Consider the following 14,418-nt stretch of genomic DNA (forward strand, 5'->3'; position numbering starts at 1 on the left):
GTCAATCCTAGACCGTTATTCTCTCAACTATTACACTAAGGTAAACTGCGTTGCTTCCAACTGCTGTAAGCCAGCAATAGTTGCAAAGTGGATCGCATTATCTACTCCCGTATTTTCACCGTTATAACGTAATTCACCACTCGCTTGGTCATAGAATAAATGCTCGTTTAAATTACTCAGTTCAGTATTTAGTGCGGTGAAAATTACTTTAGATAATTGAATTTTATCTTCACCCGAAACAAAATCGGTAATAATATCGGCTTTACCATTTAAAGTACTCTCAAATACAAAAGTATCTTTTCCTGCTCCACCTGTTAGCGTATCAATGCCTAATCCACCGATTAACGTATCGTCGCCATCTAAACCGCTTAAAGTATTACCGACATCATTACCTCGAATAACATTATTTAAAGTGTTTCCTTTACCTTCTTTCGCTTTAGTGCCAATTAGGGTTAGGTTTTCAACGTTATCTTCTAAGTTACGGCTATAACTAATCAAGCTATAAATATGATCGCTACCTTCGTCCACGTTTTCGGTCACAACATCAGCGATATGATCAACCACATAAATATCATCACCTTGTTCACCGAACATCAGATCTATACCTTCTCCGCCGTTGATAAAGTCATTACCTAGTCCACCTTTGATGGTATCATCTCCTGTTCCCCCAAAGATTTGGTTATTGGCATTATTACCCGTTAAGGTATCGTCAAATGCAGAGCCAATTAAGTTCTCAATTTGTGTACCATAACCAATAAATGATTGACCTTCTTGGTAGTTGCTAAATGTAACTTGTTGTTTCCCATTAAAAGACGATGAGCCAAAATTAGCATTGCTCGCTAAATCAAAGTATTCATTCTTAGAATAGGTTGTTGGGTCTATACCTAGGAATTGCTTTTTCTTTTCTGTACCAACATAGTTCCACGAACCTGGGGTTAAATTAACGGTTACCCCTTCTTTTTCATTAGAGGCATCAAAGGTATCAACACCGTTACCATCCCAAATATATACATCACCATCAGCTGAACGAGCGTTATACTTTTTAAAGGTATAAACATCATTACCTGCACGATGTTCACGATTTACACCAAAGTGATAATGTAAATAAGCTAAATCGTATAGGCGTAAATCACGCATCTCTACAAACATTGGATTAGTATGATAAGACATATTAAAAAATTCACTGCTCATCTCAGGTTTATAAGTGGTACCCAAATGATCATCAACGTGATCCATATTAAGAGTATGTGTTATCTCGTGTAATGCTAGGTAAGAAAGATAATTTAGCCCACCATTTTTATAATGGTAATCTTTAGCAATATTCCAGATCAAGTTGCTTCCACTAAATGCAATAGCAGCTGCTACCTTCGCATAGCTTTGTAGCTCCCCAACCATTATTAATGTGCCTTTACGTCCACTAACATCTTGATAACTATCTACTTCCTCAAATTTTAAATTAGTATAACGAGCTATAGTATTATATGCTTCACGCATAATCTGTTTTAACTCGTCGTGTCCATCTAAACTTAAAGGGTTAGCACTCAGCTCTTTTCCTTCAAAGTTTGTCGCAAGTAAACTCGATAATTCACTTCCTTTCGCAAAATGGTATTTTATTGTCATTGGTGTCTCTTCACCACCTATACTACGACCATTGAGAAAACCATATTTCCAGTTATCTTTAAGTGACGTTGCCGCAATAGGGTAAAAGAAATTATAGTCTTTACTCGTGTGATCAGTTTTTCTATCATTGAGTAAAATCTCTTTATGCTGAGAAACAAACTTACTATCTGTTCCATTTTCAACAATATACCCTTCCGTATCCGTTACAATCTGGCTTCCTGTATTTTTTAAGGTTGCTGTCACTGTTTTTTGGGAATTTGCTCTTAATAGCTCGGTTGGAACATCGTGGCTAAAAGTTTTATCTTCTTTTACCTGCGTAGTAAAGGTTTGATTGCCAATTTTAATCTCAATCTCTGCCCCTGCTTTTGCTAAACTGCCTTTTACCACTCCGCTAATTTCTGTCGTTGCTGGCAGTTCTTTAACTTGATAGCGATTATCTGCTGTTTTTACCAAAGCATCACTTTCAAGTGTAAAGTTCTTAGCTGTTGGGGTTATATTTGTAGTGCTATCAATACTCCAAGACTTAGTTGCTTCATTATAAGTTTTGCCATAAATACGAGCATATTTATAAATAATATCATCTTCAAAGTTAATTGAGATCGCTTTACCTGCTAAGGTTTTTAACTCTTCGTTAGGAATATCCACTTGGAAAGTTTTAGTTTTACCGTTAAAACCTACTTTATAGGTTTTATCGCCAATCACCATATTCACAGTACGAATATTCTGAGCATTCTGCCCTTCGTTATACCAATCTCGTACTTGGTTATTTGCTGTTTTCCAACTATCAAATTCCGTAATAGAACCAGAAATACGCGTCATTTGGTTGGGGTTAAAAGTAAAATTCTCTCCAATTTTGGTAATATTAATTTCAGAATAAAGCTCAAGTTCATAATTTAAACTTGCTTCATCGGCATCTGCGGTATTACCTACTTGATCTTCTGCGGTATAATTCGCTTTGATTTTGCGTTCGAGAGATTTCAATCTCGCATCAGCCAAACTGGTATCACTCACTGTAACAGTAAGCTCAAATTTACCATCAACAACAGGCGCTTCAACTTCTTTCCAACCACTTGCACAAGCACTACAAGGACATTTTAGAATAACAGGGCGATTACCCTCACTATTCTCTACAAGACCTTTAATCGTCACAGATCCTTGTGCTTCTTCGGCATCAATCACATTATCATCAGCAATGCTTGTAATTGTTACCACAGGTTTTCCAATCACAGTATCTACTTGATAAAGGTGTTCTTGTTGGATTTCTGCTTGATTACCAACCTTATCTTCAGCTGAAATCTGTACCGTTAATTGATTTTCGCCTTGTTGGTTCGCCAAAGATTGCGTTGGAAGGGTTAAACGCCAGCTTTTATCTGCTTCATTCACTTCAGCAACTTTGGCTTCGCCATTTACCAATACTTTGATCACCACAGTGCCATCTTTTAAATCTGCATCAGCTGTGTAGCGACCTGATAACGTAATATCCTTGGAAGATTCTGCTTGGTTAATTACGTTGTCATCGGTAATCTTATCAATGCTTACACTTAGATTAAGTTCGATATCAACCGTAACAGCTCTAGTGGCTTCTGCCGTTACGCTATTATTTGCACTATCTTTTGTCAGCAAGCTAGCTGTAATATTTTTGTGATTCACTAAAGCGACAGTACTGACAGGCACACTAAATGTCAGTTGTTCTGTTAATACCGCTTCAACAACGGAGCCACCCACTTCTAAACGAATAACATCACCCGCTTTAGCCACTGAATTTTCTATATTGGTCACACTACCAGTGACTGTGATTGTTTCAGTTTTAGCTTCCACTGCATTGATTACATCATCTGTTGCAATCGCATCAATTTCAATCAAAGGTTTTGCAAGACTAGGTATATTATCTTTTTCAGCTTGAGGAATAACATTAATTACATTACTACCTTTTTCTTGTAAATCCACAACAGTATCAGGAATACTCTTCTTATTGGATTCCAGTTCAGGTAATGTGGACTTCTCACTTTCTGTATATTGATTTTTGCCTGTATGACTACGATGAGCAACAGTAAAAGCAGAACCCAATACCGCAGTAGTTGCTAAACCATAAATGGCAGCTTGAGATAAACCAATTGTAGTAACTTCACTAGCTAATACCAGTGAACTTTCCTTACTTGCTGTCGCTAAACTTGAAGATATATCTGATAGATACTGTGGGTTTTCAATCGGATAATGAGTGTAGTAATTTTCTAAAATAAGATTAGGTTCACTCGCTCCATCAATAGAAATAGCAAGATCTTGTTGGTTTAATTTAGTTGCATTAAATTCAACAAGTTCACCTTGCTCATTAAACAGTTGATATTTGGTATTATCCGATGCCTGAATTTTAATTGTTTGATTAGCTGGAATTTGTACTACTTTCTCAGTAGTTTGAGTAATAACTTTTAAACGATAAATTGACATAAATTTCTATAATTAAATAAGCTATGGTTAAATTATTAACCAACAGAAAGCGGTTAGATATGCTTGATAAATTGTAATTTTTAACTATTGCTCTTCTTGCATTTCTAGCCATATAAAAGCCCCATAAGGCAAATCACCTTATGGGGCATTGTTATGTTATGCTAAAGTCTAACGCTGTTCAATCCTTGGTCATTTAACCTAAAAATAAAGTAAATAGTGTCAATTTTATTTTTCCTTTGCAAAATAGTGGGATACATAAAAAAACTTCAAAGTTTTAACGGTTTTTAAAGAAATAAAACAATTAATTTACAAAAAATTACTTATTAAATCTCAACGAAATCTCACCAATAGCAAAAGGTTGAGTTTTATCACCTTGTTGGAGTAATAATTCGCCTTTTTCATTTACTCCCTGAGAAACACCAATGATTTCTTGGGTTGGGGTAATTAGTTTGACACTCTTTTGGTAGAAACAATCAAACCGATGCCAACGAGCTAAATAATTACTAAAAGAATGTTGTGGATATTCGTTTAAAGTTTTTTGTAGTGAATAGGCGAGTTGTGTAGCAAGTTGATTACGATCTAAATGGTAAGTAGAAAGATCTGCCCACGCTTGAGTAACAATGTTCGGATCAATCGTATTCATCGCAAGATTTAGCCCGATACCAATCACTAAATAAACACCAGAGCGATCTATTTTACTTTCAATTAAAATACCCCCCATCTTTTTCCCTTGATAATAGATGTCGTTGGGCCATTTAATCTGTATCTGCTCAACGCCAATCTGCTGAAATGTTTCAGCAATCACCAAAGCAACAACAAGACTTAAAGATGAGAGATTGTCATTCTGTTGCGGATAATGCCATAACATTGAGAAGTACAAATTTTGTCCTATGGGTGAGTACCACTGTCGCCCACGTCGCCCACGTCCTGCTGTTTGGCTTTCAGCAAGGCAAATTGAGCCAGATGGTAAAGTGTGAATCTGTTTCAAGAGAAATTCATTCGTTGAGTCAATTTCATCAAATACGAGAGCTTGTCCACAAAGCAGACCTTGTTGAATTTCAGCTTGATTTAGACGGATCATCGTGTAATTTCCTCACTATCCACTTCCCCTGTACGCCCTATAAAACGGACTTCTGGGTGAATTTCCACCCCAAATTTTTCACGCACTTTTTGGCGTACTGTTTTTGCCAACAAGACAACATCTGCACCAGTGGCATTTTGTTTATTGATAAGCACTAAAGCCTGCTGGGTATGTACTGAAGCTCCGCCAATTTGAAAACCTTTTAATTGGCATTGGTCAATTAGCCAACCAGCAGGAATTTTTACGGAACCGTCCGCTTGTGGATAGTGTGGCATCTGTGGGTAAGCGGTCTGAAGTTGTGAAAATTTTGCAAATGATATAATTGGGTTTTTGAAGAAACTACCCGCATTACCAAATTCATCAGGGTTAGGTAATTTTGCTGAACGCACCGCACAAACTTCATCAAAAATTTGTTGTGGCGTAACCGAATTAGTCTCAAACGAAGTTAAAGAGCCATAACTTAATACAGGTTGCCAATTTTTTGCCAGTTTTAAGCCTACTGACACAATCGCATAGTCATCTTTATATTGATGCTTAAATACACTTTCACGATAACCAAATTCACACTGTTGAGCTGTTAAGGTAAAGGTTTTTCCCGTACGCAATTCAACAACTTCTACAAAATCACACACTTTTTCAAATTCCACTCCATAAGCCCCAATATTTTGGATTGGTGCAGATCCAACACAACCAGGAATAAGAGCTAAATTTTCTAACCCTCCAATCTGTTTCGTTAATGTCCACTTAACTAGCTCGTGCCAATTTTCCCCACCTTGAATATGCAAATAGTGAAAATCCGCATCTTCTCGATGCTCAATACCTTTTAATTGATTGATCAATACTGCCCCTGCAAAATCCTCTAAAAATAGAACATTACTTCCTTGCCCGAGTAATAGCACAGGTTGGTTAGCTTGGTCAGCTTTTTGCCATTCAGCAATCAGCTCTGATTTATTGGTTACAGAAATAATAGCTGTTGCTTTAGCCGCTAAATGAAAGGTATGAAAAGAGTTTAAGCTGTGGCTCATAAAAACATCTCGTTATAAAAATAAAACCGCTTTAGTTTACCATCTTCTCTCTCTACTTGTGTAAAAGTACAATTATTTTCACACTATTTTGCAACTTTACTGCTTAAATATGCCATAATTTGCTCTCACATTGATAGGAGGAATTGATGAATATAAGAGACTTAGAATATCTCATTGCATTAGCTGAATTTAAACATTTCCGTAAAGCAGCCGATGCCTGTAATGTGAGCCAGCCGACACTAAGCGGTCAGATTCGTAAACTAGAAGACGAATTAGGTGCAGTCTTACTTGAGCGTACAAGCCGTAAGGTACTCTTCACCCAAGCAGGATTAACCCTTGTTGAACAAGCAAAAGCAGTACTTCGTGAAGTAAAAATTCTCAGAGAAATGGCAAGCAATCAAGGCAAAGATATGTCTGGTCCAATCTTAATTGGTGTTATCCCAACTTTAGGGCCTTATATATCGCCAATTATTTTACCTAATCTACAATCCCTATTTCCTGAATTGGAAATCTACATTTATGAATTACCAACCAATGAGTTACTAGAACAACTTGAATCAGGGCAACTAGATTGTGGTATTTTGTCTTTATCAAAAGAAACCGAACCCTTTATTGAAGTCCCAATTTTTAACGAAAAAATGTTGCTTGCTGTATCAACTCAACACAGCTGGGCAAAAGAAGAGAAACTAGATTTAGCTCACTTGCGTGATAAAGAAATGTTGATGTTAGACAATGGGCATTGTTTAAGAACACAAACAATGGATTACTGCCTATCTATTGGAGCGAAAGAAAACCGCCATTTTAGAGCAAATAGTTTGGAAACCTTACGTAATATGGTGGCTGCTAATATTGGTATTGCGTTGATGCCTGAATTAGCAACCCGTAATTTATCTATTCCGTCATTAACGTATATTCCCTTTGCAGATCCTGAACCATTTAGAAGTATTGGTTTAGTTTACCGCCCTGGTTCACCATTACGCTTACGTTATGAACGTTTAGCCAAAGAAATCCAACAAATTATAGCAGGTTATGAATGAGTATTGGCATTCGAGCAGTTCAAAAAGAGAAAACTCGCCGAGCTTTAGTTGATGCGGCATTTAATCAATTAACTGCGGAAAAAAGTTTCTCAAATTTAAGTTTACGAGAAGTTTCCCGAGAAGCTGGCATTGCCCCGACTTCATTTTACCGCCATTTTAAGGATATGGACGAATTAGGATTAGCAATGGTAGATGAATCAGGACTTATCCTACGTCAGTTAATGCGAAGAGCAAGAAAGCGTTTAGAAAATGGTGGTGGGGTTGTAGCGACCTCTGTTGAAACATTCTTCGAGTTTATAGAAGCACGCCCCAATATGTTCCGCCTATTATTGCGTGAGAGTTCTGGTACTTCGCAGGCATTCCGAACCGCTGCTTCTCGTGAAATTCAGCATTTTGTTGCTGAATTAGCAGAATATATTCAGACACGAAACCCAAACATTCATCGTGACTTAGCCTATGTAGAATCAGAAGGATTGGTTACGCTTGTATTTACAGCAGGTTCTCACGCATTGGATATGAATACGGAAGAACGAGCTAAACTAAAAAGACGCCTAATTATGCAGTTAAAAATGCTTGCTTCTGGTGCTGCACTTTACGCACAAATAAAAAAAGATGATAAATAAGGACAAAAAATGCAAAAAGCTACCATCGTCAGCCGTTTAATTAAAAATATTCTGCTTTTTGGAAGTCTATTTATTATTCTCAGTATCGTAATGGACTGGTATCGCAAACCTAGCCCACCCGCTCAGTTTGCCGAACAAGTACTTTATGATATAGAACAACAGCCTAAAGTTATTGCACAGTTAAGTCATAACAAACCGATGTTGCTCTATTTTTGGGGAAGTTGGTGTCAATTCTGCGATTATACATCGCCCGCCATTCAACAATTTGCGGAACAGGGTTATGAAGTTTTAGGTGTGGCACTTAAATCGGGATCAGATAATGATGTTAAACAATATCTCTCCCAAGAAAAGTATCGTTTTGCAACATTAAATGATCCAACTGGTGAATTCTCAAAGAGTTGGGATATTCAAGCAACCCCAACCATTTTGATGATTAAAGATGGTAAAATTATTAACCATACCACAGGGCTAACAAGCTATTGGGGACTGAAAGTTCGTCTGTGGCTAGCAGATTTTGCACAATAAGTAGTTATAAGTGCCGAGTTTCCATATCTATTTTGTATAATGAAAATATATAGAATATAACTGCAATACTCTTCATCTTTGATGTAAAAAATGCCAAAATTCTAATACTTTTTGTTATTTCATCGGGAATATTTATGAATAAAGTTTATATTGTACACGGCTATACCGCATCATCTGAAAAACATTGGTTTCCTTGGCTAGAAAAAGAATTAACAAAAATAGGAATAGATAGTATTCGATTAAATATGCCAGACTCAGATAACCCCCATTGTGACAAATGGCTGACATATTTAGAAAGCAACATAAAAATTGATGACAATACGATTGTTGTTGGGCATAGTTTAGGTTGTATTGCTCTACTTAATTTCTTAGCAAAAAATTATGAGAAGCCATTAGGTGCAATTTTTGTTTCCGGCTTTTATCAACCAATTAATACTTTACCAGAACTTACACCATTTTCTAATCTTTATGCTATTTTACCACCTTGTATGCCGTTTAAGTCCTACGTTATCGCTTCATTAGACGATAGCATTGTGCCACATACTTATAGTGACGAATTAGCAAAACATCTAAAAGCAGATTATATACGTTTACCTACAGGTGGACATTTTCTTGATAGAGAGGGTATAACCGAACTCCCGCTAGTTTTAGAGTTGATACAAAAATTATTAGACGGTAATTAAAACAAAGGCGGAATATATTTTCCGCCAAAGTATTTTATTTTCTTTCCCCTGTAATTCTACACCACTCTTCTTTTTCTTCAACAGGGTCAAGATTAAAGGCGTGTTGATAGGCTTCACACACTGATTCTGCTTGTGTCGCTAAAATACCTGATAAGCCTAAGTCGCCTTGCGATTTCACTAAGGTAATAATCTGTGGGGCGAGTTCTTTGAGTGGGCCTGCGAGAATGTTTGCCACAACCACATCAGCAAGCAAATCTTTTGGCTGATCTTTTGCAAGAAAGAGTTGTAATTTATCCGCTACCCCATTCGCCTCTGCATTGTTACGGCTAGCTAAAATAGCTTGTGGGTCAATATCAATACCAATTGCTTGTTTTGCACCTAATTTAAGTGCTGCAATCGCTAAAATTCCAGAACCACAACCAAAATCAATGACTGTTTTTCCTTGTAAATCAAGGCTATCTAACCAAGCTAGACAGAGAGCTGTTGTTGGGTGCGTACCTGTTCCAAAAGCAAGCCCTGGGTCGAGCATTACATTGACTGCAGTTGGATCAGGAATTTCACGCCAACTTGGGCAGATCCATAAGCGTTTGCCAAATTGCATTGGGTGGAAGTTATCCATCCACTCACGTTCCCAATCTTTATCTTCAATTTGCTCAATTTTATGTGCAAAATCTGCTGATACAAGTTGGCTAGTGATCAACGCCTCTACGATAAGTTGCATATCCGTTTCAGCATCAAATAATGCCACCACATCGGTGTTTCCCCACAAACGAGTTTCGCCAGGGAGTGGCTCAAAAATAGGGGTATCTTGGCTATCCATAAAGGTAACCGATACTGCCCCGATTTCTTCTAAAAAGTCGCTGATCTGCTCAGCTTGTTTATCTGTACTATTTAAACGAATTTGTACCCACGCCATTGTTTTTTTATTTCCTTTTATAATTTTGGTTCATTAAAAATCTGTAAATATCCTAACCGATGTTGATAACATTGTAACACTTGTTGTTGATGCTCTAACGGCATAAATGAATTTTGATAGATTTCGTGAATTTTGTCGCTTGTTTTAGGCAAATCCACTAACAATTTTTGGCAAAATTTTTCACTCAGACCGATATTTTTACCAAATTCGATAAAATCCATTCCTAAATAGCAACCATATTGAGTTTCAAAACCATCTGCCAACTGATTTCCACCCTCTTCTTTTTCTAACAGTGGCAAGGCTAACAAGCTGTCATTAAACACTTCCGCATAAGGTTTGACGGAAACAAAGTCATAAACAGGGGCAAGCGAAATATTACCGTTTCGGGCAATCATTAACGAAAAGTTGCGTAAATGAAGATCGTTATTACCGAGTAAATAGGCATACACTACTCTCAAAAACAGCGTTTTCTGTAAGGCTAAATTCGCTTGAGTGACATTGTTTAAAATAAATTTTACCACTCGCTCATAGCTTACATATTGCTCGCCATCGTCCTTAATTTTGCCATATTTTTCGGTAATTCCCATTGCACCATCAAGTTGTTCTTGATGAATTTGCAAATTTTCAGCCCGATCATACCGCTTGATAACAAACGCAAAATTTTTTTCAACTGGATTCTCGGTGTTGAAATAAACTAAGCCATTTTCAGGCACATCAAATTTCAACGCTTTCATTACCTGCATTGTAGCGTGTTCATTTTCAGCTAGAAATGGGAAATTGTCGGGAGACGGCTTTAAAATATAGTCACCACTTGCATCAATAATATCAAACTGAGCATTGTGAATAATCAGCTGTAATTTCGGTTGGTAGCCTGAAATACTCATTCCTTTCTGCTTTTTAGGGCGAGAAATTTCAAACTCTTGACGGTCAAAATTTAACATTGGATTGAAGTTTGAGCTACCTGTTAAGGCTTTCAATCCTTTTTTGCTGTAACCGATTTTTTCTTCTGACCTAGATAAAGATTTTAGCAAAATCGGGCATCTCATTTTTCTTCTCCTGCCACTAATTTTACCGCGCCAAGTAAATTCTCCCCATTTTGAATCAAAATGCCGAATAAATCTTGTTCATCAATTTTTTGTAATTCACCAAAACGATGTTTTAGCCAACCTTCTGGTGCAAGGGAGGCAAAATAGGGAAATAACGTTTTTGAGTGGAAAAATTTTTGAACCACAGGCAAACTTAAAGAGAGTGGCAAACCTTGATAACCCTCAATATATTCAAAAGTAAAGCCTTGTTTATCTTGACGGAGATAACCGATTTTCTTGTCATATAAAAAGACGGTTACTTGGCGAAACATAATTTAACCCCTAAAGTTTGGGCTACAAGGACTACACTACTAAATTTGACTTGGCTCGGATCTTTAAACAGCCGTTTTAGTGTTGAGCTAGAAATTCCCGTTTGCCACTCTAAACTCTGAATATCCAGTTGCAATGCCTTGCGTTTTTCATTCAGCATTTTGCCAAATGAAGCCATCTCATTGGCTTGCAAAGGCTCAAACACTTCTTTATCCGAATCCGATGAGATTTCTATTTCTAACTGATTTTTCAGCTTAGCCATTAGCTCGATAATATTTTCACGCATCAAATATAACCTTTTAAACTGAGTTAAAGTACATAAAAGTTCAAAAAAGAACCTTACTCAAGTAAAAATATCATAAAAAAACCTTTTGTCAAAAAAAATTCAACAAAAGATTATAAATAAACCTTTTTCTTAATTAAGCAGTAGCAGGCTTTGTGGAACTTGGTTTAATATTGACACTCCTAAAATAAAAAGACTCAAAATGATCCATTAACAAGCGGTGGGATTGTAGCGGATTTTTGCAAAAAAAGATGACATTTGCGAATAAAAACAACATCATCAATAAATAAGCTATTTAGAGTAGGGTTGCTTTAGCTCACCATTTTTCCATTACGCCTTACTCTTTGAGGGGGAGCTTTAATATCGAAAATTTGACGTCCTCCCCGCTCTAAAAGGCAGAGATTCCTACTAGCTCCCACGCTTTACGTGGGCTACTCTCGGTGGGTTCTTGTTGCTGACCGCTAGTGCGGTTCACTTCACAAGCTCTACGGGCGTGTCCCGCCCTGATATTATTATACGTGGACGAGTAATCGTCCACGCACCAATACGTTTAACGCACCGACTACATCGGCGTTTTCCCTGTAGCCACATTCTACGCACTCAAAATCGGCTTGTGTTTGGCGATTTTCCTTTGAGGTCATACCGCAACAAGGGCAAATTCGACTGGTATTTTGCGGCGGAACAGCGACTAAAAAACCGCCTTACCATTGCGTTTTGTAGTCTAACTGACGGCGGAACTCGAACCAAGATTGATCTAATATCGCTCGGTTTAAGCCTGATTTTGCAGCCACATTTTTGCCGTGTGCTTCCGCCGTACCTTTGGCTGATTTTGACAGATTCGACACCTGCAAATCTTCAACGTAGATCATTGCGTGGTTTTTGCTAATTTTGCTTGAAGTTTGGTGCAGGAAGTCTTTGCGACAGTTGGCGATCTTATGGTGCAATTTGGCGATTTTCGCCTTTAATTTCTGCCAGTTTTGGCTAAATTTAACCTTGTTTTTAAGTTGGCGTTGCAGTTTTGCTAATTTGCCTTTGTCGGTTTTAAAAGCGTTTAACGGTTTAAAAAACTCACCGTTTGAAAGTGTCGCAAAACGTGCAACACCCATATCAATACCAATTTCTCCCCCTTTGTGAGTAGGGATTTCGTATTCAAATTCGGTTTGAATACTGGCAAAAAAACGACCGCACTTTTGGCTAACGGTAACATTTTTAATCTCACCTACCACATCACGGCTATTTCGATAACGAACCCAGCCGATTTTCGGGATATACAAGCGGTTATTTTGTTGTTCAAGTTTACAACCTTGCGGAAAGCGAAAGCTCTCTTTTAAGCCTTTTTTCTTGAATCTCGGGAAATCTGCACGCTGTTGGAAGAAGTTTTTGAACGCACTTTCAAGATCTTTTAACGACTGTTGAAGTACTTGAGAATGGCATTCTTTAAGCCAAACAAGTTCTTTTTTCCATTGTGGAAGCAATGCAGTGAGTTTCGAATAGCTAAATTTAAATGTTTTATCTTGTTCGTACTGCTCACTCTGCCAAGCCAATGCTCGATTGAACACAAAACGAGAACAGCCACAGAACTGTTTAATTCTGCGGATTTGCTCGCCGTTTGGCATTATCTCGAACTTAAAAGCTTTGCGTAGTTGCATTGACAAGGTTTAGAACGTGATTTTTACCAAATTCTACACTTGGTCTATGAAAAAAGAAACTGAAATTAGACACGGCAGACATTGTGTTTTTAATTAGACACACCATTCAATTATTCGCCAATACATTGAGCAACAGCAAACACCCGATTAGTTGGATTTGAAACGGCTATGCCGTTTGTGCCTTACATCTCCGCCCTGAAGGACGGAGCTTTTCGGCACAATTCAGGTAAATAGATATAACAGCAATAGCCATTTCCGAATAATTTTACGTGGAGATACTGATATTATTTTTATATAATAGGTTCCCTTTTTAACCCATTATTAATATAAATAAGGAAAACACTATGTTTTATAATTCTGCAAGCAAGCAAGCAAGCAAAATTTAACTATTCTTTAATTGCGTTGGCAATTTTTTCTTTTTCTCAATTGAGTTCTGCTCAAGAAGCCACTTCTAACAATTATCAACCTGCTACGGCTAAACCTATTATTAATCAACAAGATAGCGGTGTACGTGCAATTAATGCCACAGGTTCCATTTTTGCGACATATAATTCTAACTATCATATTGATTCCACTTGGCAATGGAAAAAATGGCAAAGTGAGGATGACAAATATGATCTTCCTTACTTTGTTAAACCAGTTCAATTAGATGAATCAATATTCTCCTTTGTTTACGCCCTTAATGATCAAGGAAATGTAGCTGGAGGAAATGCAAATAAGACAACTAAGTACCTAGTGCCTACTATTTGGAAATGGCAAAACGGCAAATGGTCTGAGCCAATTGAGCTTCCAACATCAGTAACTCATACAACTGAAGATCAGAATTTTTTGGGTAATGTTCAAGGGCTAAATGGTTTGGGCAACCGAGCTGTTGGTTATGAGTTCATTGCTTCAAATAGGAATACTAATCTAGCTACAGTCTGGACAGAAGAGGAGGATAATTGGGCTGGTATAAGATTATCACTAGAGGAATCAACTGCTAACGCAATTAATAATAAAGGTGATATTGTCGCCGGTTATAATCAAAACAGAGCTTCAATTTGGCGTCATAATGGAACAGATTGGTCTGATGCTCAGGTAATAGATAATAATCATTCTCAAATTTTTGCATTAAATAATACCGGTGATGTGGCGGGGGGAGCATTTGATCTTATTGGCACATCGATCGTGGATGAT

General features: G+C 37.4%; 12 protein-coding genes and 1 pseudogene. 5 read left to right on the plus strand and 8 right to left on the minus strand.

What is annotated here, in order from left to right; all coding sequences use genetic code 11:
• Positions 1–30: 30 nt before the first annotated feature.
• From ACWIW0_RS02935 to murB, 3 genes are all read right to left on the minus strand, one after another.
• A complete protein-coding gene (locus ACWIW0_RS02935; protein WP_454452135.1) occupies positions 31–4,065 on the minus strand; it encodes an Ig-like domain-containing protein in 4,035 nt (1,344 codons plus the stop codon).
• A 316-nt stretch (positions 4,066–4,381) separates the two neighbouring features.
• Positions 4,382–5,146, minus strand: a complete 765-nt coding sequence (locus tag ACWIW0_RS02940) for a biotin--[acetyl-CoA-carboxylase] ligase (RefSeq protein WP_454452136.1) — start codon at positions 5,144–5,146, stop codon at positions 4,382–4,384.
• Positions 5,143–6,171 (minus strand): UDP-N-acetylmuramate dehydrogenase, encoded by a 1,029-nt coding sequence (murB, locus tag ACWIW0_RS02945; RefSeq protein WP_454452137.1) that lies wholly within the window; start codon positions 6,169–6,171, stop codon positions 5,143–5,145. The genes ACWIW0_RS02940 and murB overlap by 4 nt, the downstream gene beginning before the upstream one ends.
• Before the next feature lie 146 nt (positions 6,172–6,317).
• On the opposite strand from murB, the gene oxyR reads away from it, so the two are divergent.
• The 4 genes from oxyR (at position 6,318) to ACWIW0_RS02965 (ending at position 9,039) form a co-directional block, all read left to right on the plus strand.
• The gene (gene oxyR, locus ACWIW0_RS02950) at positions 6,318–7,208 is read left to right on the plus strand and encodes a DNA-binding transcriptional regulator OxyR (protein ID WP_454452138.1); all 891 of its coding nucleotides are present in this window, start codon (positions 6,318–6,320) and stop codon (positions 7,206–7,208) included.
• Complete coding sequence (gene fabR / locus ACWIW0_RS02955; RefSeq protein ID WP_454452139.1) at positions 7,205–7,831, plus strand: HTH-type transcriptional repressor FabR; 627 nt, start codon at positions 7,205–7,207, stop codon at positions 7,829–7,831. The genes oxyR and fabR overlap by 4 nt, the downstream gene beginning before the upstream one ends.
• 9 nt (positions 7,832–7,840) lie before the next feature.
• Positions 7,841–8,356 carry a protein disulfide oxidoreductase gene (locus ACWIW0_RS02960; protein ID WP_454452140.1) on the plus strand — a complete coding sequence of 172 codons (516 nt, stop codon included), beginning with the start codon at positions 7,841–7,843 and terminating at the stop codon, positions 8,354–8,356.
• 134 nt (positions 8,357–8,490) lie between these two features.
• Positions 8,491–9,039, plus strand: coding sequence for an RBBP9/YdeN family alpha/beta hydrolase (locus ACWIW0_RS02965; RefSeq protein ID WP_454452141.1), 549 nt, complete (start codon positions 8,491–8,493; stop codon positions 9,037–9,039).
• A 34-nt stretch (positions 9,040–9,073) separates the two neighbouring features.
• Here ACWIW0_RS02965 and prmA read toward each other — a convergent pair whose 3' ends face one another.
• The 5 genes and pseudogenes from prmA to ACWIW0_RS02990 form a co-directional block, all read right to left on the minus strand.
• A complete protein-coding gene (gene prmA, locus ACWIW0_RS02970; RefSeq protein WP_454452142.1) occupies positions 9,074–9,955 on the minus strand; it encodes a 50S ribosomal protein L11 methyltransferase in 882 nt (293 codons plus the stop codon).
• Between the two features lie 17 nt (positions 9,956–9,972).
• On the minus strand, positions 9,973–11,001 hold the full coding sequence (locus ACWIW0_RS02975) for a HipA domain-containing protein (RefSeq protein WP_454452143.1): 1,029 nt from the start codon (positions 10,999–11,001) through the stop codon (positions 9,973–9,975).
• On the minus strand, positions 10,998–11,312 hold the full coding sequence (locus tag ACWIW0_RS02980; RefSeq protein WP_454452144.1) for a HipA N-terminal domain-containing protein: 315 nt from the start codon (positions 11,310–11,312) through the stop codon (positions 10,998–11,000). The genes ACWIW0_RS02975 and ACWIW0_RS02980 overlap by 4 nt, the downstream gene beginning before the upstream one ends.
• Positions 11,297–11,596 (minus strand): transcriptional regulator, encoded by a 300-nt coding sequence (locus ACWIW0_RS02985; protein WP_454452145.1) that lies wholly within the window; start codon positions 11,594–11,596, stop codon positions 11,297–11,299. The genes ACWIW0_RS02980 and ACWIW0_RS02985 overlap by 16 nt, the downstream gene beginning before the upstream one ends.
• Positions 11,597–12,105: 509 nt before the next feature.
• Positions 12,106–13,242: pseudogene (locus ACWIW0_RS02990) on the minus strand (RNA-guided endonuclease InsQ/TnpB family protein).
• A 402-nt stretch (positions 13,243–13,644) separates the two neighbouring features.
• On the opposite strand from ACWIW0_RS02990, the gene ACWIW0_RS02995 reads away from it, so the two are divergent.
• A partial coding sequence (locus tag ACWIW0_RS02995) for a hypothetical protein (protein WP_454452146.1) occupies positions 13,645–14,418 on the plus strand: 774 nt, incomplete at its 3' end.

The organism is Ursidibacter sp. B-7004-1 (assembly GCF_053654055.1).